This is a genomic window from Leifsonia stereocauli (assembly GCF_038432415.1).
Lineage (GTDB): Bacteria > Actinomycetota > Actinomycetes > Actinomycetales > Microbacteriaceae > Orlajensenia > Orlajensenia stereocauli.
Window position 1 is genome coordinate 1,578,333 of sequence record NZ_JBCAUN010000001.1, and the last position, 24,230, is coordinate 1,602,562.

The following is a 24,230-nucleotide window of genomic DNA, read 5'->3' on the forward strand; positions in this document are numbered from 1 at the left end:
CGTCGTCACTGGGAATACGTCCTGGTCAGGCCGTCGATGGTGATCTCCAACCTTACGGGGGCGGCGGGCGGGAGGCCGGGAATGGCGCAGCTGGTCCCGCCCGGGTCCACGCCGACCGAGATCTGCGGTTCGCTTCCATCGACGTAGCAGCGGTAGCTCGCCGGGTGGCCCGAGCCGTTCGCCGGATCGTTCGTCCACGACCAGGTCGAGTTCGTCACCCCGTTGTCGGGGTCGGACGGCGTGTACGCCCGGCTCGGCAGTTCCCACGTCAGCGAGGGCTGGGGATCGGTCGGGGCGACGCCGGACCAGGGCCCGCAGCTCCCCCACGACGTGCAGCCGCGCACCTGGAAGCGGATCGTCTCACCGAATGAGAGTCCGAACTGCCTGCGCGGGATGCCGGTTCCGGAGAAGTCCTGAGCACCCGTCGTCGGTTCACCCGCGGCATCGACCAAACGCATCTGGAACGCGCTGGTGCTCGCCCCGGCGCTCACCCCTCCCACGACCAGATCCTGAGAATAGGCGAATTCCTCGACCGAGGCATCGATCGCGGTGATGGCACCGGGCCCAGGACGCACCACCGAGCCGTCGACGACGGTGGCTGCGCAGCCGGCCCTGTTGTAGCCCCACACCACGAAGTTGTAGCTCGTGTCGTCGGCCGTCAGGCTCTCGAAGCGCGCAGAACCGGCATCGGCCGGCAGGGACTGGACTGTCCCGCGCGGCGGAGACACTGTGCCCGGCGCCGGGGAACTGACCGAGCAGCCCGAAGCGCCTGTCGGAACGTCGGGCAGGGCTGCGCCCGGCGCCGTGTCGGCGAGGCGCTGCACGTAGTAGCCCTGGATCGCGTCTCCGTTCGCGGCGAAAGGCGCCCAGATCACTGTGACGGCGCCCGACCCCGCGTCGGACACCACGTCGACGGATACCGCCATCGGGGCGCCGAACGGCACACCGGCACCCGATGCGCTGGTCCAGCTCGACAGTGCCGGATAGGCGCCGTTGCGAGCACTCACCGTGAACGCGACTGTGCTGCCGTTGGAGAGACCGCCCTGGTCGATGCTGCAGCGCCCGGCCGAGCAGATGTCGGCGGCGGCGAGCTCGCCGAGTTCCACTCCGCCCACGGCGACGACGTAGCTGCCGACAGCCGTGCCGCCGCCGGGAACTCCGACGGCATCCCAGCCGATGCGCAGGCCGCCGTCGAGCGGCGCGGCCGTCAGGCCAGTCGGTGCCGGCGGGACGACGTCGGACCAGGCGGCTGTCGATGTCTCGGCGGCATCGGAGGAGCCGATGCCGTTCCGGGCCGTCACCCGCACCCGTACGGCGTTCGCCACGCCGTTGCCCGGTGTCGCCAGCGTGCAGGTCGTTGCCGCGCACGCCGTCGACGACACGACGTCGCCTGTGGCGGCGCTCAACAGCGACACGTCGTAACCGCTGATCGGCGAGTTGTTGAACCCGGCCGCGGCGAACGTCGTCGTGAGCACTCCGTCGCCGAAGCTCGTCACGGAGAGGCCCGTGACGGGGTCAGGCCTGTCCTGCACGGAGATGCGGATGGTTCCCCACGCGTAGCGCGACGGATCGTTCGTCGCGTCGGCGATCTGGTACTGCAGGTTCGTGTCGACGGGGGCCGCCTCAGCTCCGACGCTCACCTGCAGGGTGGACTTGTCAGCGCTCGGCACGATCGAGACCCCGTCGGGCAGCGACGACGAATCGAGACCGGAGACCCTGAGAACGCGGAGCGGGGTGTCGGGGAAGGGGTTCGTCGCCTCGTCGTTCTTCAGCACGTCTACAGTCGTCGTCGTGCCGCGCGGAGCGACGGCGGTATCGGCCGCGGGAACGGCGATGGGAAGGGTGGACGGAACGACGCGCAGCACGATGCGACCGGAGCTTCCGTCGTTCGCGTCGTCCCTGACGGCGATGGTCACCGATGTCTCGCTGCCGGTGTCGGCATTCCTGTCGGCGCGCAGCGTCAGCTCGTCGCCGTCGATGGACGGGGTGGCGAAGCCCACGGGTGCCGGGTCCTCGACCGAGTAGCGCAGCTCGTCGACATCGTCGGGGTAGGGGTAGCTCGTGAGGCCGGTCAGTCGGATCGTCTTGGATTGTCCGGGCTCGAACTCGATCGTGCCGCCGGCGAACGAGGGCGGCTGGTTCTCCCTCGGCACCACCGTGATCGGCAGCACTATCGTCGCGACTCGCGTCTTGTCCTCATCGCCGGCGACGGCATCCGTCACCTCGAACGAGACCGAAGCCGGCCCGAAGTACTTCTCGGCGCTGCGGAACCGGATCGTGTCGTCGTCGACGACCAGGTCGGAGCCGTCGGCGTGGGTGGCCCGCACCGTTCCCGAGTCGGTCAACCGCACCTGGCGCCCGTCGACGGCCACGACGTGGTCCTCGATGTCGATGGTGACGGATGCCCCACTGTCGACCTGGATCCGCGGAGCCGTGCGCTTGAGCTGCGGGAGGGCGTCGCCGTGGCCGGGGACCCAGATGAAGGCGTAGGCGGTGATGGACGGGTCGTCGGGGTGCGTGACGGAGAACGGGATGATCTGGCTCCTGGTGCCGACCTCGACCCGCACCCGCTCCGACCTCGTCACCACCGCTGACGAGCCGAAGCCAGGCAGCACCCGCAGCGTGAGGTCTGTGGCCGGGCCGTCGGCGAAGAACACGTTCGCGAGCACGTCGACGTCGATGGTCTCGTGATCGAGCACGTCGGAGAGCGTGAGCACTGTGTCGCGCGCGATCGGACGCGACAGCGGGGCATCAGTGCGCGCCTGCACGGTGAGGAAGGTCGAGCTCGTTCCCCCGCGCGGGTTCTCGATCGAATAGACGAAACCGTAGTTGCCGGGATCGGCTGGAACGTTCACCTCGACGACGTCGTCGTCGATGCTCGCCGTGGCTGCGGCATTCGTCGAGTTCGGCTCGACCGCCGTCACCGCCAGGGCGCCGCCGTCGGGATCGGAGTCATTGGCGAGGACCCGGACGAGGACCGTCGATCCCGGCCTGGCCGCGACGACATCGGGAACCGCGATGGGGTTGCGCGAGCCGTCGAGCCTGGCGCTGATGCCGACGCGTACCGTGCCCGTCGCCCGGGATCCGAGGGAGTCGATGACGGAGTATGTGAAGGTGTCGGTTCCGGTGCTGTACTCCCCCGACGAGTACTCCAGCCAGTCGGCACCGGCATCCGTCACGGCGCCCTTCTCCGGATTCGAGTCCTCACCCAGAAGCTGCACGGAGTCGCCGTCAGGGTCGACGCCGACCAGGGGGACGGTGATGCGGACCGTGTCACCGGCGAGCACCCGCGCCGTGACGACCCGCGGAAGCGGCGCCCGGTTCGATGCGCGATCGATCTCGCGGACCGAGATCGTCACCTCGCCGTTCGCGAACTGCCCGTCGGGGGCGTTCACCCTGTAGACCACCGTGTAGTTGCCCGGTGTCTCCGGCGCGAGGTAGCGCAGAGTCTGCCCCGACGCGAAGGCGAGGCCGCTCCCGCGCGGTCGCTTCTGGATCTCGGCGTCGAGGGTCAGCGGATCACCGTCGGGCTGCTCGTCGTTGGCCAACACGGGGATGTCGATGGCGTCGCCGACCCGCACCGATGCCGTGTCGGGGTTCGCGATCGGCACCTGCCTGCGCTCCGGCTGCGGAACCTCGATGACCGTCACCCGGCCGTCCGCGTCGGCCAGGCCGTTGCTCACCCTGTAGCCGAACGACGCGGTCGCGTTCTCGAGGGGGCGTGTCAGCGTGATGCGCAACAGCCGCTGCTCGAGGATCTCGACCCGCATCCCGCTCTCGCGCGGGAGGTCGAGGACGCCGGTGAGCAGGAGCACACCGCCTCCCGGATCGATGTCGGTCGCCAGGACGTCGATCGTCGCCTCGCTCTGGGCCCTGACGAACGCCGTGTGCGGAACCGTGATGGGCACGAGGGAATCCGTTGGCCGGAGCGTGACATCGATGCGCACGATGCCCGATGCCGTCTCGACCCCGTCGGTGACCCCGTAGTCGATGTAGAACGTCCCGGCGATGTCCGAGGTGAACTGGAAGGTGCCTGCATCGAAGTCGGGCACGATCTCGACGCCGGGCTTGGCAGGCACACTGGCGATCCGCACGGTACCCGTCCCGCCGTGGACGTGCGGAAGCGGCTGCACGGTCAGGCTCTCGCCGACGTGGCCGGCCGCCACGAACGGATCGGCGATGATCGGCACGGTACCCGCCGGCATGACCTTCACGACGAGGGTGCCCGACCCGGTCTGCCGGCCATCGGAGACGGCCAGGCCGACCTGCACCGTGCGCGTGCCTCCGGAGAGGTCGGTGAAGATGACCGTGCCGTCGGGTTTGAACGCGACGCGGTCGGCTGCTGGGACGATCGCCTCGGACAGGAAGATGGCGTCTCCGTCCGGGTCGAACCAGTCGGTCAGCACCTGGGTCGAGACGCGCCCCTTGTCGGGCACGGCGGCCCGGGTGTCGTGAAGCTGTCTCGGTGGCGAGTTCTCGTCGTCGCTGCGCACTGTCACGGTGACCAAGGCCTCGGCCCGACCACCGCGGCCGTCGTCGACCGTGTACCCGAACGTGACTGTCCCGGATGCCGTCGACGGCAGGGTGAGCAGCACCTGCTGGTCGCTGCTCACGACGTCGACTCGTCCGGCGTCATCCGACGGCTGGGTGATCTTGCTCACGACCAGCACATCGCCGTTGGGGTCGTAGTCGTTCGCCAGCACCGGAAGGGTGGTCGACCTTCCCGGCCTGGCTCCGAACTCGTCGTCTTCTGCGACGGGCTTCTGCTGGGTCTTCTCGAACTCCGGCTCGACCTCGGGATCGTCCTGCTCAGTGGTCTGCTGCTTCGGAGTCTGGTCGATCAGCTCGTCCCAGTTGTCGATCAGCCTGTAATCGTCCTGCACTGCCCAGGTGTCGCCTGACGCCGTGTCGTTGAGCACGACGACGCCGGCGTTCTCGCGGAATCGCGGGGTGAGTCCGCCGGAGGCGCCGCTCAGCTCTCGGGTCCGCGCCGTCGCCGTGCCACAGGCGCTCCAGGCGATGGCATCGGACCAGGCCGCGTAGCTGCATCCGCCAGCCACGATCGGAACGCTCGGCGCACCGGCCCTGTCGGTGACGAGCGCCGACGGGTTCCCGCTGCTGATCGGGATGGACAGCAGGCCACCCCTGTGGGCGAGCAGGATGGAGGCTCCAGCGCTCGACGCCTGCTGCAGCTGAGCCTCGCTGCCGCTGGCCATGTACGGTGCCAGATCGATCGTCCCCGTCGCCAAGGCGATGGACCGGGACGAACGGTCGAGCACCGCCCACGCGCCGCCGACACTCGTGACGGCCACGTCTGCCTTGGCGTCGATGCCCGCAAGCCGCTCGGACTGCACGACGGTGCCACTGATCGTGTCGACGACGGACAGCGTTCCCGTGGCCGGGGTGAACGCCGTCATGCGACCGGAGTCGTCGACGCTCGTCACTGTGCCGGGGCCGAGGGAGAGCTGGGGCTCGGACGACGCGTCGAAGTCGTCGAGATCGCGTATGGGCTCGGTCCAGACTTCACCGCCGGCCGAGATCACGACCTCGTCACCGGCGATCCGCACCTCGGAGTCGTCGGCCGGCGGAAGCGGGACCGTCTCGGCGACCGTGCTCGTGGCCGGGTCGATGATGTCGACGGAACTGGTGCGCCGATCGGTGACCAGCACAGTGGTGCCCGATTGCACGACGTCGATGTCGGGGTTGGCCGCTCCGATGACGGTGTCGAGCTCGAACACCTGCGTGTTCGCCCGCCCGACGACCTCATCGGAGCTGTTGCTGACCCAGACCGACCCGTCGCCCAGGTCGATGCGCTGGGCGGAGTACCCGCCGGACATGATCGCGACCGTCGTGATGAGGGCCGTGACGACGGTCCCGCTGGTCGCCGCGATCACCCCGGAACGGTGTGCGCCCAGCCAGGATCGGATCATGGCGAATCGACCGCCTCGACCGCGACGCACTTCTCCGAACTCGGCGAGCCGGTGCGACCCTCCCGGCTGACGGCGACGGTGACGCAGACCTGCTCGGCCCCGGCTGCGGCGACGGCACTGAAGCTCGTCCCGCTCTGCGCGCTGGACTCACCGCCGGTGACTGTGACGAGGTAGCTGTCGCCCGTGCGGAGGCCGGGGTCCTCCCAGGAGAAGTCGACGGTCCGCTCGGATGCCTGACCGGCGATGTTGCTGACCGTCGGGATGTCGGACGACGTCGACCGGACGATGGCGATGGTGGCCGTGACGGCGAGGCCGAGCACGACGACCGAGATGGCGAGCATCGCCCAGACCAGCCTGCGACTCCTGCGCTCGGCAGCGGCCTTGCCCGGGGTGTCGGCGCTGGTGCTGCCGCTGCGCCCCACCGAGGTCGGCGTCGCGGTCATGGTGCGGCTGACCGATTGCTTGCGGGTGCGCCTGCCGGCTCCCGCGGTGATCACGTTCGCCCCGCTGATGCGGGTGCGCTCCTCCATGTCGACCGCCGTCGCGATGGCCCAGTCGTCCATCGCCACCTCGATGGCCGTCTGCGGCAGGTCGAGTTCGGCCTCGACGGCCTGCAGTTCGCGGATGAACTCGAGCACGCTGCGCTGGCGGTTCTCCGGGCGCCGCGACATCGCCCGCGACAACGCGAGTTCGAGGCGTTCGGGAACGTCCGCCCGTCCGATCGGCTCGTACCGGGCCTTCGTGATGCGGGCCATCAATTCGGCTGCGGTGTTCTCGGTACCGGGAACCTCGAACGGCGACCGTCCGGCGAGGAGCGAGTACAGGGTCGCGCCCAGGGACCACACCTCGGACGCGACGGTCCCCGACACGTCGTCCTGCAGGACCTCAGGGGCGGACCACGGGATCGAGAGCCCGACGGCTTCCGTCGTCTCGGCCTCGCCGAGCGTCGCCGCGATGCCGAAGTCGGAGAGCACGGGATGCCCGTAGGCGGTCATCAGGATGTTCGACGGCTTGATGTCCCGGTGCAGCACGCCGGCGCGGTGAGCCGTCTCGACGGCGCTGGCGATCTTCACCCCGATCGACAGCACCTCGGGAACCGGAAGCGGGTCGGCACGGTAGCGCGTCGTGAGCGTGGCCGAGCAGTACTCCATGACGAGGTAGGGACGGCCGTCGCTGGAGACGCTGGCCTGGTACACCGTGAGGATAGACGGATGCGAGCTCAGCTGAGCCATGAGGTTGGCCTCGGCCTGGAACATCTGCCGCACCTGGTCGTTCACGACCTCGCTCAGCAGCACCTTCACGGCCACCTGCCGGCGCGGCATCGACTGCTCGTAGAGGAAGACGTCGGCGAAGCCGCCGGAGCCGAGCACGTGCACGTAGGAGAAGCCGGGCAGCGTGGGGGGCGTTGACGGAAGGCGTCGTGTCATAGTGGCCCCCTCCCTCCGTGCCCACGTCGGCAGACCCTGGACGCTGCACCCCCACCGCGCATGCGCCCGCTTCCCCCCAATTGTAGGGACTGGCGCGTCACGACAGACCCCCTCGAACGGGGCGCAAGACCCGGGCGCATCGTCAGTGGTCGTGCGGGTTCGGGGCCGCCCCGGTCACTCCGATGACGTCGACCACGATGACGGTGACGTTGTCGCGACCGCCGTTGGCCAGCGCGGCGTCGACCAGTTGCTTCGCGGCATCCGCCGGCGTCTCGGTCGACATCAGGAAATGGCGCATCCCGTAGGGCGTGAGCTCCTTGGTGAGCCCGTCGGAGCAGACCAGGATGCGCGAGCCCTCCTCGACGGCGATGAGCCTGTAGTCGGGGATGGGCGCCTCGTGGAAGCCGACGGCGCGCGTGATGACGTTGGAGTGCGGATGCGTCTCGGCCTCTTCGCGCGAGATGTGACCGGCGTCGACGAGCTCCTGCACGATGGAGTGGTCGGTGGTGAGCTGCTCGAGCACGCCGTGCGAGAGCAGGTAGACGCGAGAATCGCCGATGTTGAACACGAGCCAGGCGAGTCCGGCCGTGGTCTGGGTGAGGGCGACGCCGGTGACGGTCGTCCCGGTGCCGGAGTCCGTGACGCCGCCGCCGCGACCCATGTCGTCGACTGCGAGGCGCAGCGACTGCTCGATGCCGGCGGTGTCGGCCGTCGGACGCCCTCCGTGCTCGGCGAGACGCGTGACGACGGCGGCGCTGGCGAAGTCGCCCGCCGTGTGCCCGCCCATGCCGTCGGCGACGGCGAAGACCGGCGCCTGCGCCATGTAGCTGTCCTCGTTCGCCTCGCGGCGGTGCCCGGTGTCAGTGATCGCGGCCCACGCCAGCGTCACAGCGGCGTCGACCGCACCCGGGATCTGCGCTGTGTACTCGGGCGTGCCCTGACCGATCTGCGTCACGTCCTCGGCCTTCTCGTCGTCGGGGGGTCGGTGGAGAGCTCTCGGGAGTCCTCCAGCGCGGATATCGTCACGATTGTACCGTCACCGATGTGCACCATCGTTCCGACGCTCACCACCATCGACTGCCCGGGGCGCAGACGGATGCGGTCGGCATGGGGCGGAACGATGAAGGTTCCGTTGGTCGAGCGCTGGTCCGTCACCACGACGACGTCGCCCTCGCGACGGATCTCCACATGCGTCGCAGACACCTCGCGGCTCGGGGACGGCACATCGACGAGGCGCACGTGCTCGCCCACGGCCGGCACGCGCCCGAGGCGGGGACGCCGACCGATCAGGTAGACGGCATCGAGCTCGCGCTCATCGCCCTGGCCGATCCTCAGTCCGAAGCGGGGGCGTGGGCCGGGCTCCGGATGCTGCTCGTCTGTCGGTTGCGTCACAGGCTGGCGCTCGGCCATGGGGCGTTGCTCCGGCGCCGGCTCGACCTGCGGCTCGGCTGCCGGAACCGGCTCTCCGGCTGCGGCATCCGGTGTCAGCTCATGGCGACGGGGCCGCAGCACGGTGTCGTGCTCGGCGAGCCTGCGGGGGCGGTGCACCGTGTCACCGACCGGCGCGGCGCCAGCGTCGGGAGGACTCCGGACTTCGGCATCCGATCGCCCACCGACCTCGACAGCCGGCGGCTCCCCCGGCTGCCAGTCCAGCCTGGCCGCCATGCTCGGACCGCGCCCGACCGGCTCCCCGGTTCCGATCTCGGCGGGCCGGGGCACACCGGAACCGTCTTCGGCGATGACGATGGCCGTCACCGCGCGGAAGTCGGCCAGCAGCCAGGGCCTGATGCCGCGATCGCTGAAGCGGCGCGATCCGCCGACGGAGTACACGTCGACGACCACGTCTCCCCGAACGACCCCCGAGACGGGAATGCCATCGCCGTCCGACGGTGCACCGGCGACGACGAGGGCGAAGCTCGCCACGGCGCCCTCGCCTCCCAGGGGGATCAGCGAGACGAGTTCCTCGACGGTGACCGTGCGGGAGGCGCGTTCGTTCAGTGCGGCGACGACGGCAGGGTCCGTTCCGGCCGGAACAGCAGCGACGAAGTGCTCACCGACGATGAAGGTCCAGCGGGACTGCGTGGCATCGTGCACGACATGGGCTCGACCCACCTCAGCCCTCCGCCCGGTGGTCGACGACGACCCTCCTCTGCGCATGCACGCTCATGCCCCCATGCTAGCGGGCGCGTACCTGGTGGATTCGGCATGAAGCATGGAATCCGCAGCAACTCTCGGTTCAATCGACGGATTCCCTTGCCGTCGGCCCACCACACTGCCAGAATCGAGCAATGAGCACCCAGCCTCGTGCGACGCCACCGAAGCCCATGCATCTCGACGACGTCTCCAAGGCGATCATCGAGCAGCTGCAGACGGACGGACGCCGCTCCTACGCCGAGATCGGCAAGGCCGTGGGCCTCAGTGAGGCCGCAGTGCGCCAACGGGTGCAGAAGCTCACTGATTCCGGTGTCATGCAGGTCGTGGCCGTGACGGATCCGATGCAACTCGGGTTCTACCGTCAGGCCATGGTGGGCGTCCGCGCCTCGGGCGACACCCGTGACCTGGCCGACAGACTGGCCGCTCTCCCCGAGGTCGACTACGTCGTTCTCACCGCGGGGAGCTTCGACATCCTGGTCGAAGTCGTGTGCGAGAACGACGAGGAGCTGATATCCCTTCTGAACTCGAGGATCCGCAGTCTCGAAGGGGTGCTCAGCACCGAGACCTTCGTCTATCTCAAACTCCACAAACAGCTCTACAACTGGGGAACACGATGACACTCAACACCTCCACCTCCACCTCCGCACCGACCTCCTACGACGAGGCCGACCTGCAGCAGAAGGCCAAAGACCACCTCTGGATGCACTTCTCCCGGCAGTCGACCCTCGAGGAGTCCGGCGTGCCGATCATCACGCGCGGTCAGGGCCACCACATCTGGGATTCGAAGGGCAAGCAGTACATCGACGCCTTGTCCGGCCTGTTCGTCGTGAACGCGGGCCACGGTCGTCGGCGCCTCGCCGAGGTCGCCGCCAAGCAGGCGGAGGAACTGGCCTTCTTCCCGATCTGGTCGTACGCGCATCCGTCGGCCATCGAACTGGCCGACAGGCTTGCCGATTACGCTCCGGGCGACCTCAATCGGGTCTTCTTCTCCACCGGTGGCGGCGAAGCCGTCGAGACGGCGTTCAAGCTGGCGAAGTACTACTGGAAGCTGCAGGGCAAGCCCACCAAGCACAAGGTGATCTCCCGTGCCGTCGCCTATCACGGCACCCCGCAGGGTGCGCTGGCCATCACCGGCATCCCGGCGATGAAGGCCATGTTCGAGCCGCTCACCCCCGGTGGGTTCCGCGTGCCGAACACCAACTCCTACCGCGCTGAGGAGGCCGGCTTCATCGCCGTCGACTCCGGTGTCGACCCGCAGGAGCAGTTCGGCGTCTGGGCTGCGAACCGCATCGAGGAGATGATCCAGTTCGAGGGCCCCGAGACCGTCGCGGCCGTCTTCCTCGAGCCTGTGCAGAACTCGGGCGGATGCTTCCCTCCTCCCCCCGGCTACTTCCAGCGCGTGCGCGAGATCTGCGACAAGTACGAGGTGCTGCTGGTCAGCGACGAGGTGATCTGCGCCTTCGGTCGCATCGGCCACATGTTCGCCTGCGACGAGTACGGCTACGTGCCCGACATGATCACCTGCGCCAAGGGCATGACGAGCGGATACTCCCCGATCGGTGCGACCATCATCAGCGACCGCATCTACGAGCCCTTCCGCCACGGCGACACGGCGTTCTACCACGGCTACACCTTCGGCGGTCACCCCGTCTCGGCCGCCGTGGCGCTGGCCAACCTCGACATCTTCGAGGAGGAGGGGCTCAACGAGAGGGTGCGCGAGAACTCGCCGCTGTTCCGCGCCGAGCTCGAGACCCTGCTCGACCTGCCGATCGTCGGCGACGTGCGCGGTGACGGGTACTTCTTCGGCATCGAGCTCGTCAAGGACAAGGCGACCAAGGAGACCTTCGACGACGACGAGTCCGAGCGTCTGCTGCGCGGCTTCCTCTCCAAGGCGCTGTTCGACGCCGGGCTGTACTGCCGCGCCGACGACCGCGGCGACCCGGTCGTGCAGCTCGCTCCGCCGCTCACCACGGGACCCGCGGAGTTCGCCGAGATCACGGGCATCCTGCGTGGGGTCCTCAGCGAGGCCTGGACGCGGCTCTGAGCCCGATGCCGACAGACCACAGGCAGCTGAGCTTCTGGTTCGACTCCCTCGCAGAGTCCGGGACTGACACCCTGGTGGCACGTCCCGGACTCAGTCGGGACGCCCGCTACGACGTGTGCATCGTCGGCGGCGGGCTCACCGGACTGTGGACGGCCTACTACCTCGCGAAGAGCGATCCGTCGCTGAATATCGCGGTGCTCGAGAAGCACATCGCGGGCTTCGGGGCCTCCGGCCGCAACGGCGGATGGTGCTCGGCCCTGTTCCCGCGGTCGACCGCGTCGCTCGAGCGCGCGCACGGCCGTGACGCCGCCATCGCGATGCGCCGGGCGATGATCGACACCGTCGACGAGGTGGGCCGGGTCGCGGCATCCGAGGGCATCGACTGCGACTACGTGAAGTGCGGCACCGTCGCCTTCGCCCGCGACGCCGTGCAGGACTCCGCTGCGCGTGCCGAGGTCGCCGAGGCCCGCGAGTTCGGCGTAGACGAGCTCCTGTACTGGGACGCCCCCACCGTGCGTGCCCGCTTCGGCGCCACGGCGGTCGCCTCGTCGCCCGGAACGCGGCAGGCCGGGGCGTCCGGCGCGTCCTTCGACCCGGCGTGCGCCCGGGTGCAACCGGCCAAGCTCGTTCGCGGCCTCGCCAGGGTCGTCGAGGAGCTGGGTGTCGACATCTTCGAGAACACCGAGGTCGACGACTGGGCCGCCCACAAGGTGCGATTCACGTCGACGGATGCCGCAGGCGACCAGTTCGACGGCACCGTCATCGCGCCGACTGTCGTCATCGCCGTCGAGGGCTACGGCGCCGGGCTGCCGCGCGTCGGCCGACGGGTGCTGCCGCTCTACTCGCTCATGATCGCCACGGAGCCGCTTCCGGATGCCGTCTGGGACGAGATCGGCATCGAGCACGGCCAGACGTTCACCGACTACAGGCACCTGCTCGTGTACGGCCAGCGCACGGCGGACAACCGCTTCGCCTTCGGCGGTCGGGGAGCGCGCTACCACTGGGGAAGTCGGATCAGCCCCGACTACGACAGGGTCGACAGGGTCTTCGCACACCTGCGCGACACCCTCGTCGACCTGTTCCCGCAGGCGGCAGGGGCACAGGTGACGCATCGCTGGGGCGGCCCTCTCGGGGTGTCCCGGGACTGGCACGCCACTGCGTCCTACAACCCGCGCACGGGCGTCGCGTTCGCCGGCGGCTACGTCGGCGACGGCCTGTCGACGACGAACCTCGCCGGCCGAACCCTCAGCGACCTCATCCGCGAGGAGACGACCGAACTCACCGGCCTGCCGTGGGTCAACCACCGCTCGCCGCTCTGGGAGCCGGAGCCCCTGCGGTTCGTGGGAGCGAACCTGGGCCTGCTGGGCATGGAGGTCGCCGACATCGAGCAGCGCACGACCAGGCGCCCATCGCTGGCAGCCAGGCTCATCGCTCCGCTCACCGGCCACTGACGGCTCTCGGCAGGTGGTCGCGGGGCCGACGCGGCGTGACATGGTGCACCGTCGACTCGTCGACGGGAGGCACGTCGAAGGCCCATTCCGGCAACCGGCCACCGTTGACCATCGCTCCGACCAGCGAGGCGAGGCCGTACTCCGGGTCGAGCTCCAGCGCCTTCTGCACGAACTCCGCGGCCCGCGAGCTCTGGCCGAGGGCCCAACTCAGCCAGGCGAGCATGGTGACAGGCGCCACCCTGGCCGAGCGCGGGGCACAGGCCGCGAGTTCGAGAAGCAAACCGATCGCGGCATCGATGCGCTCGGGATCCGGTCGCGGCCCCTCTCCCCACAACAGCAGACCGGTCTCGGTCTCGTCTGTCGGCCCCTCCTCGAGCCAGCTCAGCTGGTCATCGAGCGCCTGCAACCCCATCTCTGCACTGAAGGCCCACTGGATGACGGCGACATCACGGAACAGCGGCCGCTCCAGCACCCAGAGGGTCGCTGCGACGATCTCGGGCGAGAGCTCATCGGGCGGACTCGCCAGCAGGTGCTCGAGGAACTCCGGGAGCGCGAGGTCGGCCAGCTCGCACGCACCGGCGGCGCCGGCACCCGCACTGGCCGGGTCGTCGTGCAGCCGTCGCAGGCGGCGCGCCACCTGCTCGGTCCGGGCGAGGTCGACCGCGGGCAGCTCGGTCTCACCCCGCACGTCGGCGCGCACGCCCATGCCCTCGACGTCGGCGAGGCCGTTCACGGGCGATGCAGTGATCTGCCTCAGCGGATGCCCGCCGGCAGGCACGTCGGGATCGAGGAAGGACGCCCAGCCGTCGGCGGCCACACACAGCGAATCGCGCACGTGGAAGCCGCTGATCTCGGCCCTGTGCACGAGGACGTCCATGAAGAGGGCCTGCGGAACGGCATCCGTCGCCCCGAAGCACTCGTCGGTATAGGCGACGGGAACGACGGCGTCGACATCGGGGATCTTGCAGAGCATGCCGATCATCGAGGTCGCGAAACGTCTGAGCACCGCCAGCGGGGCAGCATCGGGAAGGTCGAACCGGATGGCGCCGCAGGTGCGCCTGCCACGGAAGGCGACCAGCACGACGCTGTTGCGGGGCTGGTATCCAGTGAGTCGTGGGAGGAGGGCGAGGAAGTCCTGGCCGGCGTCGGCCTTGATCACTGTGGGCATGCGTCGAGCATCGCCCGATGCCGGCGCCGCTGACGCGGCGCCTGTCGTGCTGTGGAGAACGCCGAACGATCCTCTGAAAGGGGAGGAACCCAGCCGTTCGCTCTGGGCGAACAGAGCCGGGCAGGCCGTTGGATGACCGGCCCTGCGGAGGTGCCGAGTCGGACTGCGGGTCGTTCAGGCCTGCAGAGCCGCCGGATCGAACAGCGCCGAGATCTGCGCGAGGTCGTCGGCCGTCGGCTTCCACGATGTCGCGGCCTCGGCGTTCTGCACGACCTGCTCGGGCCTGGTCGCTCCGGCTATCACGCTCGTGAGCGCCGGCTGCGCCAGCATCCAGCCGAAGGTGGCCTCCAGCATCGTGATGCCGCGCTCTGAGCAGAACTCCTGGTACCTGTCCATGGTCCCCCAGGGGGCGGAGTCCGCGAGGTGCTTGCGGATGCGCATGATGCGGCTGTCCTCGGGGCCGCCGGCGCGGCTGAACTTACCCGTCAGCAGGCCGTTGTAGAGCGGGAACCAGGGCAGGAAGCCCAGTCCGAAGTTCTCGGCGGCCGGGATGACCTCGGCCTCGGCCGTCCTCTCGAGCAGGCTGTATTCGTTCTGGCTCGAGATGAATCGCGGATGCGACCCCATCCGCGCCGTGAACTCCGCTTCCGCGATCTGCCAGCCGCTGAGGTTCGACGATCCGATGTAGCGGACCTTCCCGGCCGTCACGAGGTCGTCGAGGGCGGAGAGGGTCTCCTCGATGGGCGTGCTCGGGTCTGGCTGGTGCAGTTGGTAGAGGTCGATCCAATCGGTCTGCAGGCGGCGGAGGCTCGCTTCGACGGCGAGGCGGATGTAGCGCCGCGAACCGCGCGCGTTCCAGTCGGGTCCGTTCAGGCCGCCCATGTCCATGCCGAACTTGGTGGCGAGCACGATCTTCTCGCGCTTGCCTCCCCGCAGCGCCTGTCCCATCAGGGTCTCGCTCAGTCCGCGCTCCGCGCCGTAGATGTCTGCGGTGTCGAAGAGCGTCACCCCGGCATCGATGGCGGCGTCGATGACGGCGGAGGTTCCGGCCTGGTCCTCGCTGGCCGTCCCGGTGCGCCCGAAGTTGTTGCAGCCGAGGCCGACGGTCGAGACGACGAGGCCGGAGGGTCCGAGGGTGCGGTGTTCGATCGACGCCATGCCCCCAGCCTAGGCGGCGCCGTCCCCCGGACGGGCGGGGTGCCGAGGTCGTCACCGCTTCGGGATGCGGGGGCGTCAGGATGCCGCGAGCTGCGTGTAGCCGCGGATGACGGCGGGCTCCACCATCTCGAGCGGCATCCGCGAGGCACCGGCGGCACGCTCGGCCACGTACTCGACGGGCTCCCGATGTGCGAAGCCCACGCTGATGGCGTCGGCGACGGCCTGCAGCCTGTGCGCCTGCTCGTGCACGAAGGCGCGGTCGACGACGCCGCCGTGGCCGGGGACGACGAGGTCGGACTCCCCCATGTGCTCGATCAGGTCTGCGAGCACGCGCGGCCAGCCGAGAGGGAACGATCCGGACCCGTACATCGGCGGACCGGACTCCTCGACGACGTCGCCGACGATCCAGGCGCCGGCATCCGGGACGTGAACGACGACATCGGTGTCGGTGTGGCCCGGTGCGAGAGCGATGATCCGCACCGGCCTTCCGCCGAGATCGAGGGTGTGCTCGTCGGTGACGAGGACGTGCGGCGGAGTGAGCTCGACGTCGGTCCAGTCGTACTGCGGGGATGCCGACGGGTCCGCCGTCCAGGCGGCCAGCCGCGGGGCCTCGAACTCGGCGAAGTGGGCGGGGATCCTGTGGTGCCCGATGATCGTCGCGGTGCCGGCGAACACCTGGTTGCCGAAGCTGTGGTCGTAGTGCGCGTGGGTGTCGACCACCCAGCGGATGTCGCCGATTCCGAGTGCTGCCACGTCGGCCGCGACCTCGGCCGCCTCCCGAGGATTGCAGCGGGTGTCGACCAGCAGCAGGCCGTCGCTGCCGCGTACGAGCGTCACCGAGATGTCGAGGGGCTCGTAGCGGGCGACGAGCAGTCCGTCGGCGATCTCGTTCCAAGAGGGCATGGCTCGATCCTACGGACCCGTTCCGACCCCGCGCCGATGGCGGCGCACCCGTCCGCGTCCTGGGCGGCGCTCCTCCCCCGGCACGACGCCCGGGATCACTCTCCCCGCCGTGTCCGTTTCCCGCGAGAGAGGCACGGATGCCGCGGGTAGATTCGTCTCATGACCACAGACACCCTCTACATCGAGCGCGTCGAGAGCCCCATCGGCCGCATCGAGATCACGAGCGACGGCGAGCAGATCACGTCGCTCTCCATCGAGCGCGACGGCAGGCTCCCCCACGACCTCGAGGACGCGGAGTCCACCGCCGTCCTCACCGAGGCCGCCCGCCAGCTCGGCGAGTACTTCGCCGGTGACCGCACCGAGTTCGACCTCCCCGTGCGCCTGGCCGGAACGGAGTTCCAGCGGGCCGTGTGGGCCGAGCTCCAGCGGCTCGACTTCGGGCAGTTCACCTCCTACGGCGAGATCGGGGCGGCCATCGGGCGTCCGGGATCCGGTCGCGCCATCGGCGGTGCCGTCGGCGCCAACCCCGTGCCCATCATCGTCGGCTGCCACCGGGTGCTCTCCAGCACCGGGCGGATCACGGGCTTCAGCGCCGGAGAGGGCATTCCCACGAAGGTGTGGCTGCTCGACCACGAGAGCATCGGCCACACCGAGGTGGCCGGGGCCCCAGCGCCACTGCCCGGAACCGAGCCGATCGCCCTGACCACCGTTCCGGAGCCCACCGCGACGGCATCGGCGGTGGCATCGTGAGCTTGGGCGTCTCGCCCGTGCCCGTCGTGCCGCCCACGGTCGTGGTCGGTGACGACGGCCTCGCTCGCTGCTCCTGGGGGGCGAACGACGCTGAGTATCGCCGTTACCACGACGAGGAGTGGGGCGTCCCCGTCCACGACGAGCAGCGGCTGTTCGAGAAACTCTGCCTCGAGGGCTTCCAAGCCGGACTGTCATGGATCACCATCCTGCGGAAGCGTCCGGCGTTCCGCGCGGCCTTCTCCGACTTCGACACCGAGAAGGTCGCGGCGATGGGCGAACCCGACATCGAGCGCCTGCTGCAGAATGCCGGCATCATCCGTCACCGCGGCAAGATCCAGGCCACCATCGGCAACGCCCGCGCCACGCTAGCGCTCGGCGAGAGCCTGTCCGAGCTGATGTGGGGGTTCGCCCCGGATGCGGCCGGCCGACGGCGCCCGCAGTCCTGGAGCGACGTGCCTGCCGTCACCGCCGAGTCGACGGCGATGAGCAAGGAGTTGCGCCGCCGCGGCTACAGGTTCGTCGGTCCGACGACGATGTACGCCCTCATGCAGTCGACGGGCATGGTCGACGACCACATCGCCGGCTGCTTCCGGGCTGCCTGAGGCGCTTCGGTCGAGCGTTTCGCGCGGCCCTCAGCGAGCGGCGCTTCTAGACGATCAGGGCGAGTTCGCCGGGCCTGCCGTCGATGGATTCGAGCCGCCAGCCGGCGCCACCCGCCCACTCCTGCAGCTCGTCGACCGTCGCGAAGTCTCTCCCCGCCTGGATCACGGCCCGGGTGAAGGCACCCTTGGCGTGCTTGTTGAAGTGGTTGAGAGCGCGGCGCCGTCCGTCGGCGCCATCGGCGAGCACCCGCAGGTACACCGAATCGGCACGGGCCGGAGCAGGGCCGAGAGCCGCATAGCCCTCACTGCGCAGGTCGAGGATCAGGCCACCGACGGGCTTCAGCGCTCGGGCGATGGCGACGCCCCAGTGCTTCTTGAGCGAGAGCTCCGGCAGGCGCGAGTCGTGCGACATCCGGTAGGCCGGAACGCCGTCGAGGGCGGCCACGGGGCCGAGGAGGGCGGAGTGCACGACGAGGTGTTCGTGCGCGAAGGCACGCTCGGCCTCGGTCAGGCTCGGCGCGTCGAAGGCGTCGTACACCACTCCCGTGTAGCGGTCGATCACCGGCATCGTCGCCGAGGTCGTGATGGCGCGGTTGCGGGCGACCTCTCCGAGCTGCGTGCGCCCGAGCTTGAGGGCGGCGACACTCGCATCGGTGTCTCGGGCGAGGGCCTTGAGAGCCCGGATGAGCGCCCGCCGCTGCGGCGCGAGCCTGGGGAAGGCGAGGGACGTCACGTCGAGGGGCGCGCCGGTACCGCCGTCGCGTTTGGTCTCCGACGGGGGAAGGAGGATCAGCACCCGGGGTCAGCCGTGGATGAACGCCACTGCAGCGTCGACGTTCGAGCCCAGCGACTGGACGCTGTCGACGGTCACACGCGGCATGGCGGCGCTGTGCCCGGTCCAGGACTCGTAGCCCTCGACGCTCTGCTCGACGGCCCGCCAGGTGAGCTCCTCGACGTGCGGGAGGTTGCGCACCCGCTTGGCGAGACGCTCTCTGTGCAGCTCCTCGTCGGAGCACACGACCTCGATGACCCGCAGCACGGCCTCGGTGCGGGCGGCGAGGTCTCGCCACTGCATCCGTGCCGGCTCGACCGCGTTGACGGCATCGATGATGACGCTGCGACCGGCGACGAGCACGGACTCGGCGATGGCCTCGGCCACGAGGTATGCCGCGAGGCCTGTCGGCTGGTCGGCGTCGATGCCCGCGGAGAGGATGGCGGACTCGATCGGATCGACCGAGACCACCGTCGCACCGATACGCGCGCCGATGATCTCGGCGATGGTGGACTTGCCGGAACCCGGAAGCCCGGCCATCACGACGAGCTGCGCGACGCTGAGGTCGCCGAACTGGCGGTCTGACACCGTCTCTCCCCCTGGAGCTCTACGACCTAGACGAGCGCGGCGCGCCGGGCGACGACCTGGACGGCGTTGCCCTCGACCGAGAGGAATCCGTCAGAGGCGTCGGCGACGAGCTTCTCGCCGCCCGGGAGGGTCAGACGGACTTCGCCGGTGGAGAGGATCGCGAGCAGCGGCTCGTGACCCGGGAGGATGCCGATCTCGCCCTCGACGGTCTTCGCGACCACCATGCTCGCCTCGCCGGACCAGACTTCCTGGTCCGCCGAGACGAGACTGACGTTGAGGACAGCCATGGTCAGCCGTTGTCCTTCTGGATCTGAGCCCACTTCTCTTCGACGTCGGAGATCGAACCGACGTTGAAGAACGCCTGCTCGGCCACGTGGTCGAACTCGCCCTTGGCGATGGCGTCGAACGACTCGATGGTGTCCTTGAGCGGAACCGTCGAACCCTCGACACCGGTGAACTTCTTCGCCATGTAGGTGTTCTGCGAGAGGAACTGCTCGATGCGACGTGCGCGCGAGACCGTGATCTTGTCTTCCTCGGAGAGCTCGTCGACACCGAGGATGGCGATGATCTCCTGCAGTTCCTTGTTCTTCTGCAGGATCTGCTTGACCGTGGTGGCCACGCGGTAGTGGTCCTCGCCCAGGTAACGGGGGTCGAGGATGCGCGAGGTCGAGGTCAGCGGGTCGACGGCCGGGTAGAGACCCTTCGACGCGATGGCGCGGGAGAGCTCGGTGGTGGCGTCGAGGTGCGCGAACGTGGTCGCGGGAGCCGGGTCGGTGTAGTCGTCGGCGGGAACGTAGATCGCCTGGAGCGAGGTGATCGAGTGTCCACGGGTCGAGGTGATGCGCTCCTGGAGCACACCCATCTCGTCGGCGAGGTTCGGCTGGTAGCCCACGGCGGAGGGCATGCGGCCGAGCAGCGTCGAGACCTCGGAACCGGCCTGCGTGAAGCGGAAGATGTTGTCGATGAAGAGCAGCACATCCTGCTTCTGCACGTCGCGGAAGTACTCCGCCATCGTCAGCGCGGAGAGGGCGACGCGCAGACGCGTTCCCGGCGGCTCGTCCATCTGGCCGAAGACAAGGGCCGTCTTGTCGAAGACGCCGGCTTCCTCCATCTCGTGGATGAGGTCGTTGCCCTCACGGGTGCGCTCACCGACACCGGCGAACACCGACACACCACCGTGGTCCTGCGCGACGCGCTGGATCATCTCCTGGATGAGCACGGTCTTGCCGACACCGGCTCCACCGAAGAGGCCGATCTTTCCACCCTGCACGTACGGGGTGAGGAGGTCGATGACCTTGATGCCGGTCTCGAACAGCTGGGTCTTGCTCTCGAGCTGGTCGAAGCGCGGGGGCTTGCGGTGGATGGGCCAGCGCTCGGTGATCTCGATGGTCTCGCCGGGCTCGCCGTTGAGCACCTCGCCGATGACGTTGAAGACCTTGCCCTTGGTGACGTCGCCGACGGGAACCGAGATTGCCGCTCCGGTGTCGGTGACCTCCTGGCCGCGGACGAGGCCGTCGGTGGGCTTCAGGGCGATGGCGCGCACGACGTCGTCGCCGAGGTGCTGAGCGACCTCGAGCGTGAGCGTCGTGGTCTCGCCGTCGAGAGTGATGGTGGTCTGCAAGGCGTTGTAGACCGAGGGGATCGAGTCGTGCGGGAACTCGATGTCGACCACGGGGCCGGTGACGCGGGCGATGCGCCCGACGGCGCCGCCCGTGGCCTCTGCCTGGACTGGCGCGGTAGCGGTGTCAGTCATTGTTCTCTTCCTTCTGGATGCGTGTAGTGAGAGTCGTGTGGGATGCGTTACTTCGAGGAGAGCGCGTCGGCTCCACCCACGATTTCGGCGATCTGCTGGGTGATCTCGGACTGGCGTGCCTCGTTGGCGAGCCGCGTGTAGTCCGTGATCAGGGTGTCGGCGTTGTCACTCGCGGCCTTCATGGCCTTCTGCGTCGCGGCGTGCTTGGCCGCGGAGGACTGCAGCATCGCGTTGAAGATGCGGCTCTCGATGTACACCGGGAGCAGCGAGTCCAGCACTGTGGCGGCGTCGGGCTCGAACTCGTACAGGGGCAGGACGACGCCGTCATCCGGCTCCTCTACACCCTCGACGACCTCGAGCGGAAGGAGTCGCACGATCTGCGGGACCTGGCTGATCATGCTGACGAAGCGGTTGTAGACGACGTGGATCTCGTCGACCCCGCCATCCTCGGCATCCCGGAGGAAGGCCTCGAGCAGAGCCTCGCCGATCTCCTGGGCCACCTCGACCTGGGGGTTGTCGGTTCCACCGATCCACTGCTGCTCGAACGAGCGGCGGCGGAAGGCGAAGTAGCCGACGGCCTTACGTCCGATGAGGAAGTACGAGACCTCCTTGCCCTGGCTGCGGAGCAACTCTGAGAGCTGCTCCGCCTCACGGAGCACCTGCGAGTTGAACGCGCCGGCGAGGCCGCGGTCGCTCGAGAAGATGACGACCGCTGCGCGCTCGATCTTCTCGGGTTCCGTCGTCAGCACGTGGTCCACGTTCGAGTGGGTCGCCACGGCGGAGACCGCGCGAGTGATCGCCCGCGAGTACGGCGTCGATGCAGCGACGCGCGCCTGTGCCTTCTGGATGCGTGATGCGCTGATCAGCTCCATCGCACGGGTGATCTTCTTGGTCGTCTGGGCAGACTTGATCTTCTGCCGGTAGACCCGAAGTTGCGCTCCCATGTCTCTCCTGGTTTCTAGGGTTCGTCAGTCGGTCGGATGGAGGGTCAGCGTTACCGCTTGACCTTCACGATCTTCTCCTGGTTGACGTCTTCCTCGGCGGCGGCCTCGAACTTCTCGCTCCCGACCGAGGCGAGGGGCTTGCCCTCACCGGTCTGGAACTCGAGCTTGAAGGCGTCGACAGCGGCTTCGAGGGCGGCAGTGGTGTCGTCGGACAGCACGTTCGTGTCGCGGAGCGTCGAGAGCACCTCGGTGTTGCGGCCGAGGTAGTCGAGGAGCTCGCGCTCGAAGCGCAGGATGTCCTCGACCGGGACCTCGTCGAGCTTGCCGTTGGTGCCGGCCCAGATCGACACGACCTGGTCCTCGACGGGGTACGGCGAGTACTGCGGCTGCTTGAGGAGCTCGGTGAGGCGGGCGCCACGGGCGAGCTGACGGCGGCTGGTCGCGTCGAGGTCCGATGCGAACATCGCGAAGGCTTCGAGCGAGCGGTACTGCGCGAGCTCGAGCTTGAGCGTTCCGGAGACCTTCTTGATGGACTTGACCTGGGCGTCACCACCGACACGCGACACCGAGATTCCGACGTCGACCGCGGGGCGCTGGTTGGCGTTGAAGAGGTCGGACTGCAGGAAGATCTGGCCGTCGGTGATCGAGATCACGTTGGTCGGGATGTAGGCCGAGACGTCGTTGGCCTTGGTCTCGATGATCGGCAGGCCGGTCATCGAGCCGGCACCCAGCTCGTCGGAGAGCTTGGCGCAACGCTCGAGCAGACGAGAGTGCAGGTAGAACACGTCACCCGGGTAGGCCTCGCGTCCCGGCGGACGACGGAGGAGCAGGGACACGGCGCGGTAGGCCTCAGCCTGCTTGGACAGGTCGTCGAAGATGATGAGGACGTGCTTGCCGCCGTACATCCAGTGCTGGCCGATGGCCGAACCGGTGTAAGGGGCGAGGTACTTGAAGCCGGCGGGGTCGGAAGCCGGAGCGGCCACGATCGTGGTGTACTCCATGGCCCCGGCGTCTTCGAGGGCGCCCTTCACCGAGGCGATGGTCGAGCCCTTCTGGCCGATGGCGACGTAGATGCAGCGAACCTGCTTGTTGACGTCGCCCGACTCCCAGTTGGCCTTCTGGTTGATGATCGTGTCGATCGCGATGGCCGTCTTACCGGTCTGGCGGTCGCCGATGATGAGCTGGCGCTGGCCACGGCCGACGGGGATCATGGCGTCGATCGCCTTGATGCCGGTCTGCAGCGGCTCGTGCACGCTCTTGCGCTGCATGACGCCGGGCGCCTGCAGCTCGAGTGCACGACGGCCCTCGGCCTCGATGTCGCCGAGACCGTCGATCGGGTTGCCGAGAGGGTCGACGACGCGACCCAGGAAGTTGTCGCCGACGGGGGCGGAGAGGACCTCACCCGTGCGGGTGACCTCCATGCCCTCCTCGATACCGGAGAACTCGCCGAGCACGACGACGCCGATCTCGTCTTCGTCGAGGTTGAGCGCGAGGCCCAGTGTGCCGTCCGCGAAGCGGATGAGCTCGTTGGCCATGACGCTCGGGAGGCCCTCGACGTGTGCGATGCCGTCTGCGGCATCCGTCACGTGGCCGACCTCGGTCGCTGCAGCAGCGCCGGGCTCGTAGGCCTTGACGAAGTCCTTGAGCGCGTCACGGATCTCATCGGGGCTGATGGTGAGTTCTGCCATGATCTTCCCTTTTCTGCACGAGGCGTACAGGTTCTTGACTGTTCGACGTTCTGAGGAGAGAGCGTCGTTGTTCTGTTGTTCCCCGACCGGCCCGAGGGCTAGCCGGCAAGCTGGAGTCGCACGTCGTCGAGACGCTTGGCGACGCTGCCGTCGATGACGTCGTCGCCGACCTGCACGCGCAGGCCTCCGATGACGCTCGGGTCGACGACCTGGTTGATGCGCAGGTTCTTGCCGTACTTCGCCGACAGGCCGGCGGCGAGCCGCTCGACCTGCGCGTCGCTGATGATGGCTGCCGAGGTGACGGTGGCCACCGCGTAGCCGGATTCGGCTGCGACGACGGATGCCGCATAGCGAACGAGTTCGCCGATCCGACGGCCGCGCGGCTGCTGCACGAGGTGCGAGAGGATCACGACGGCCTGCTTCGACGCCTTGCCCGCGAGCAGGGTGTCGACCAGGGCCGCCTTGGCCTCGTTGGAGCCGAGCTTCGAGCTGAGAGCCAACTCGAGTTCGGCGTTGGAGGAGACTGAGCGCCCGAACGAGAACAGCTCGTCGTCGACGTTGCTTCCCTCAGGGCTCGATGCGGCGACGACGCGCAGACCGAGGTCTTCGATGCCCTCGAGCACGTCGTCGGCATCCGACCAGCGAGCAGAGGCGATCTCGCCCAGGAGGGCGAGGGCTGCCGGCGTCACGGTGGAGGAGAAGACGCTCGAGACGAGCGCCTTCTTCGCCTCGGGCTCCGCTCCGTTGTCGGAGAGGGCCGTGAGCAGCTGCGGTGATGAGCCGATGACGCGGGCGGCCGCAAGAAGCGCCTCCCCCGTCGCCAGGTCGGCAGTACCGCCCTGAGCGGTCAGGGCAGCCCTCGCCGAGACGAGGGCCTCTCTGGTCGCTGATCCCATGG

At 68.9% G+C, this 24,230-nt stretch carries 19 protein-coding genes; 5 read left to right on the forward strand and 14 right to left on the reverse strand.

What is annotated here, in order from left to right:
- Nucleotides 1-5: 5 nt before the first annotated feature.
- The 4 genes from AADV74_RS07665 to AADV74_RS07680 all read right to left on the reverse strand — a co-directional run bounded on the left by AADV74_RS07665 (nt 6) and on the right by AADV74_RS07680 (nt 9,469).
- Nucleotides 6-5,894 (reverse strand): Ig-like domain-containing protein, encoded by a 5,889-nt coding sequence (locus tag AADV74_RS07665; protein ID WP_342112861.1) that lies wholly within the window; start codon nt 5,892-5,894, stop codon nt 6-8.
- Between the two features lie 32 nt (nt 5,895-5,926).
- Nucleotides 5,927-7,357, reverse strand: a complete 1,431-nt coding sequence (locus tag AADV74_RS07670; RefSeq protein WP_342112862.1) for a serine/threonine-protein kinase — start codon at nt 7,355-7,357, stop codon at nt 5,927-5,929.
- Nucleotides 7,358-7,499: 142 nt separating this feature from the next.
- On the reverse strand, nt 7,500-8,312 hold the full coding sequence (locus tag AADV74_RS07675; RefSeq protein ID WP_342112864.1) for a PP2C family protein-serine/threonine phosphatase: 813 nt from the start codon (nt 8,310-8,312) through the stop codon (nt 7,500-7,502).
- Nucleotides 8,309-9,469 (reverse strand): FHA domain-containing protein, encoded by a 1,161-nt coding sequence (locus AADV74_RS07680; protein ID WP_342112865.1) that lies wholly within the window; start codon nt 9,467-9,469, stop codon nt 8,309-8,311. The genes AADV74_RS07675 and AADV74_RS07680 overlap by 4 nt, the downstream gene beginning before the upstream one ends.
- Nucleotides 9,470-9,645: 176 nt before the next feature.
- Here AADV74_RS07680 and AADV74_RS07685 point away from each other — a divergent pair, with 176 nt between their 5' ends.
- Genes AADV74_RS07685 through AADV74_RS07695 form a run of 3 tightly spaced genes read left to right on the forward strand, consistent with a single transcriptional unit; the run spans nt 9,646 to nt 13,006 of the window.
- Complete coding sequence (locus AADV74_RS07685; RefSeq protein WP_055903676.1) at nt 9,646-10,128, forward strand: Lrp/AsnC family transcriptional regulator; 483 nt, start codon at nt 9,646-9,648, stop codon at nt 10,126-10,128.
- Nucleotides 10,125-11,555 carry an aspartate aminotransferase family protein gene (locus AADV74_RS07690; RefSeq protein WP_342112866.1) on the forward strand — a complete coding sequence of 477 codons (1,431 nt, stop codon included), beginning with the start codon at nt 10,125-10,127 and terminating at the stop codon, nt 11,553-11,555. Before AADV74_RS07685 ends, AADV74_RS07690 begins: the two co-directional genes overlap by 4 nt.
- A 5-nt stretch (nt 11,556-11,560) precedes the next feature.
- Nucleotides 11,561-13,006: an NAD(P)/FAD-dependent oxidoreductase gene (locus AADV74_RS07695; protein ID WP_342112867.1), complete on the forward strand. Its 1,446-nt coding sequence runs from the start codon at nt 11,561-11,563 to the stop codon at nt 13,004-13,006.
- On the opposite strand, the gene AADV74_RS07700 is transcribed toward AADV74_RS07695, so the two are convergent.
- The 3 genes from AADV74_RS07700 to AADV74_RS07710 form a co-directional block, all read right to left on the reverse strand.
- Nucleotides 12,993-14,174 carry a DUF4192 family protein gene (locus AADV74_RS07700; RefSeq protein ID WP_342112868.1) on the reverse strand — a complete coding sequence of 394 codons (1,182 nt, stop codon included), beginning with the start codon at nt 14,172-14,174 and terminating at the stop codon, nt 12,993-12,995. The two genes, AADV74_RS07695 and AADV74_RS07700, sit on opposite strands and share 14 nt — an antisense overlap.
- A 174-nt stretch (nt 14,175-14,348) precedes the next feature.
- Nucleotides 14,349-15,332, reverse strand: a complete 984-nt coding sequence (locus tag AADV74_RS07705) for an aldo/keto reductase (RefSeq protein ID WP_342112869.1) — start codon at nt 15,330-15,332, stop codon at nt 14,349-14,351.
- A 75-nt stretch (nt 15,333-15,407) separates the two neighbouring features.
- A complete protein-coding gene (locus tag AADV74_RS07710) occupies nt 15,408-16,235 on the reverse strand; it encodes an MBL fold metallo-hydrolase (RefSeq protein WP_342112870.1) in 828 nt (275 codons plus the stop codon).
- A 159-nt stretch (nt 16,236-16,394) separates the two neighbouring features.
- Here AADV74_RS07710 and AADV74_RS07715 point away from each other — a divergent pair, with 159 nt between their 5' ends.
- Nucleotides 16,395-16,985, forward strand: coding sequence for a methylated-DNA--[protein]-cysteine S-methyltransferase (locus AADV74_RS07715; protein WP_342112871.1), 591 nt, complete (start codon nt 16,395-16,397; stop codon nt 16,983-16,985).
- Entirely contained in the window at nt 16,982-17,587 is a 606-nt protein-coding gene (locus AADV74_RS07720; RefSeq protein WP_342112872.1) for a DNA-3-methyladenine glycosylase I, read from the forward strand. Before AADV74_RS07715 ends, AADV74_RS07720 begins: the two co-directional genes overlap by 4 nt.
- Before the next feature lie 46 nt (nt 17,588-17,633).
- On the opposite strand, the gene AADV74_RS07725 is transcribed toward AADV74_RS07720, so the two are convergent.
- The 7 genes from AADV74_RS07725 to AADV74_RS07755 form a co-directional block, all read right to left on the reverse strand.
- Nucleotides 17,634-18,383, reverse strand: a complete 750-nt coding sequence (locus AADV74_RS07725) for a YaaA family protein (RefSeq protein WP_342112873.1) — start codon at nt 18,381-18,383, stop codon at nt 17,634-17,636.
- 6 nt (nt 18,384-18,389) lie between these two features.
- On the reverse strand, nt 18,390-18,947 hold the full coding sequence (locus AADV74_RS07730) for a P-loop nucleotide/nucleoside kinase family protein (RefSeq protein ID WP_235483182.1): 558 nt from the start codon (nt 18,945-18,947) through the stop codon (nt 18,390-18,392).
- A 26-nt stretch (nt 18,948-18,973) separates the two neighbouring features.
- Nucleotides 18,974-19,234, reverse strand: coding sequence for a F0F1 ATP synthase subunit epsilon (locus tag AADV74_RS07735; RefSeq protein ID WP_342112874.1), 261 nt, complete (start codon nt 19,232-19,234; stop codon nt 18,974-18,976).
- A 2-nt stretch (nt 19,235-19,236) separates the two neighbouring features.
- Nucleotides 19,237-20,700, reverse strand: a complete 1,464-nt coding sequence (atpD, locus tag AADV74_RS07740; protein WP_056164228.1) for a F0F1 ATP synthase subunit beta — start codon at nt 20,698-20,700, stop codon at nt 19,237-19,239.
- 47 nt (nt 20,701-20,747) lie between these two features.
- The gene (locus AADV74_RS07745) at nt 20,748-21,644 is read right to left on the reverse strand and encodes a F0F1 ATP synthase subunit gamma (RefSeq protein WP_342112875.1); all 897 of its coding nucleotides are present in this window, start codon (nt 21,642-21,644) and stop codon (nt 20,748-20,750) included.
- A 50-nt stretch (nt 21,645-21,694) separates the two neighbouring features.
- Nucleotides 21,695-23,332, reverse strand: a complete 1,638-nt coding sequence (atpA, locus tag AADV74_RS07750; protein WP_342112876.1) for a F0F1 ATP synthase subunit alpha — start codon at nt 23,330-23,332, stop codon at nt 21,695-21,697.
- Between the two features lie 98 nt (nt 23,333-23,430).
- Nucleotides 23,431-24,228 (reverse strand): F0F1 ATP synthase subunit delta, encoded by a 798-nt coding sequence (locus tag AADV74_RS07755; RefSeq protein ID WP_342112877.1) that lies wholly within the window; start codon nt 24,226-24,228, stop codon nt 23,431-23,433.
- Nucleotides 24,229-24,230: the final 2 nt, after the last annotated feature.

Bases quoted from the DNA above. Each gene is read 5' to 3' on its own strand.
- atpD (WP_056164228.1), bottom strand. From the start codon at position 20,700: ATGACTGACACCGCTACCGCGCCAGTCCAGGCAGAGGCCACGGGCGGC.
- AADV74_RS07695 (WP_342112867.1), top strand. From the start codon at position 11,561: ATGCCGACAGACCACAGGCAGCTGAGCTTCTGGTTCGACTCCCTCGCA.
- AADV74_RS07690 (WP_342112866.1), top strand. From the start codon at position 10,125: ATGACACTCAACACCTCCACCTCCACCTCCGCACCGACCTCCTACGAC.
- AADV74_RS07735 (WP_342112874.1), bottom strand. From the start codon at position 19,234: ATGGCTGTCCTCAACGTCAGTCTCGTCTCGGCGGACCAGGAAGTCTGG.
- AADV74_RS07755 (WP_342112877.1), bottom strand. From the start codon at position 24,228: ATGGGATCAGCGACCAGAGAGGCCCTCGTCTCGGCGAGGGCTGCCCTG.
- AADV74_RS07700 (WP_342112868.1), bottom strand. From the start codon at position 14,174: ATGCCCACAGTGATCAAGGCCGACGCCGGCCAGGACTTCCTCGCCCTC.
- AADV74_RS07705 (WP_342112869.1), bottom strand. From the start codon at position 15,332: ATGGCGTCGATCGAACACCGCACCCTCGGACCCTCCGGCCTCGTCGTC.
- atpA (WP_342112876.1), bottom strand. From the start codon at position 23,332: ATGGCAGAACTCACCATCAGCCCCGATGAGATCCGTGACGCGCTCAAG.
- AADV74_RS07745 (WP_342112875.1), bottom strand. From the start codon at position 21,644: ATGGGAGCGCAACTTCGGGTCTACCGGCAGAAGATCAAGTCTGCCCAG.
- AADV74_RS07685 (WP_055903676.1), top strand. From the start codon at position 9,646: ATGAGCACCCAGCCTCGTGCGACGCCACCGAAGCCCATGCATCTCGAC.
- AADV74_RS07670 (WP_342112862.1), bottom strand. From the start codon at position 7,357: ATGACACGACGCCTTCCGTCAACGCCCCCCACGCTGCCCGGCTTCTCC.
- AADV74_RS07715 (WP_342112871.1), top strand. From the start codon at position 16,395: ATGACCACAGACACCCTCTACATCGAGCGCGTCGAGAGCCCCATCGGC.
- AADV74_RS07710 (WP_342112870.1), bottom strand. From the start codon at position 16,235: ATGCCCTCTTGGAACGAGATCGCCGACGGACTGCTCGTCGCCCGCTAC.